Origin of the sequence: Glaciihabitans sp. UYNi722 (genome assembly GCF_040549465.1) — a bacterium.
Classification (GTDB): Bacteria; Actinomycetota; Actinomycetes; order Actinomycetales; family Microbacteriaceae; genus Lacisediminihabitans.
Genome location: NZ_JBEPTL010000056.1, coordinates 1 through 1,350, shown reverse-complemented (window position 1 = coordinate 1,350; position 1,350 = coordinate 1). Strand labels below are relative to the sequence as shown.

The window sequence follows — 1,350 nt, the reverse complement described above, 5'->3', positions numbered from 1 at the left end:
GTTCGCGCCCGCGGGCGGGCGCGGCGGGGGGGGGGGGTGGTGGTGGGGGGGGGGTGGGGGGGGGGGGGGGGGGGGGGGGCCCCCGCCCCCCCCCCCCCCCACACGACAGCGTTCACTCTGCGACATCACATCGTGCTGTCATCCTCTACCCCACAACCCCTTCGTCCGGGTGATTGTGCACAGTTTCGCGCCGGAACCTAATGCCGGGGTGCCCCACGGAAGATTCTCGATCGTGCAACATACGACCCCGCCACAGTTCATACTCGCCAGAGAAGCACGTCGAGTCGAGGAGGAACGATCCCTCCGCCGGCGACAGAAATCGGGCGAACTCGTGCGCGTCCGATCGGGTGTCTACCTTCCGTCCGAGGAATGGTCGGCCGAAGACACTGAGGCTCGATACAGAACACAGGTCCACGCGGCCGCTGGCATGGTGAGGTCTAACACGCAGTTCTCGCATGATTCAGCCGCCGCGCTCTGGCGATTCCCTGGCCTTGGCCCGTGGTCCTCACGCGTGCACGTGCTCGGCCCCCGCGCATCCGGAGGCCGATCGAGTGCCCTGATTCAGCGGCACGGACTTGGCCTGGATGCCGGGGCGCACACGATCGAATCAGTGACCGTGACTTCTATGGCACGAACGCTTGTGGACATCGCCGCCAGCGACAGTTTCATGCGCGCGATCGGCATGATCGACAACGCCTTGCGAGCTCCGAGAGCAGGTGAATTTCGCCATTCGATGGGAATCCGGCCGCTCACTCGAGAAGATCTGGCAGACGCTCTTCGCGGGCGTCCAAACGCGCGCGGCCTGACGAAGGCGAAGCGAGCCTTCGACTTCGGCGACGGCCTCTCGGATTCACTCGGGGAGTCCATCAGCCGAGTGCAATTCTTGATGCTCGGCATCCCCGCGCCCGAGTTGCAAGTCCCCTTCTACGACGAATACGGCCTGATCGGCTACGCGGATTTCTACTGGCGGTACCTCGATCTGATCGGGGAGTTCGATGGTTGGATCAAATACAAAGACAGGAGATATCTCCGCGGCCAGCTTCCCGAAGAAGTCTTCCGAGCGGAGAAGATTCGCGAAGACAGGATGCGGCGATTTTCTAGTGGTTTCGTCCGCTGGGACTGGGCCACCGCTTTCAACCGCCAACTGCTGCTGCAGCGCGTGGCGCCCTTCGGACTTGTCCCTGCTCGTACTCGGTGAGACACAGCCTCCAGGTGCGTGTCAGTTCGCGCTTCCCGCTCGCGCGTTGCCTCGCGTTTCCGCTGTCGTGTGGGGGGGGGGGGGGGCGGGGGGGGGCCCCCGCCCCCCCCCCCCCCCCCCGCCCCCCCCCGGGGGGCGCCCCCATAGCGGTG

1 protein-coding gene is annotated in these 1,350 nt (G+C 65.9%); it reads left to right on the top strand.

Translation table 11 applies throughout. The annotated features are described in order from the left end of the window. Positions 1–625 precede the first annotated feature (625 nt). The gene (locus ABIB56_RS18440; protein ID WP_354570686.1) at positions 626–1,198 is read left to right on the top strand and encodes a hypothetical protein; all 573 of its coding nucleotides are present in this window, start codon (positions 626–628) and stop codon (positions 1,196–1,198) included. Positions 1,199–1,350: the final 152 nt, after the last annotated feature.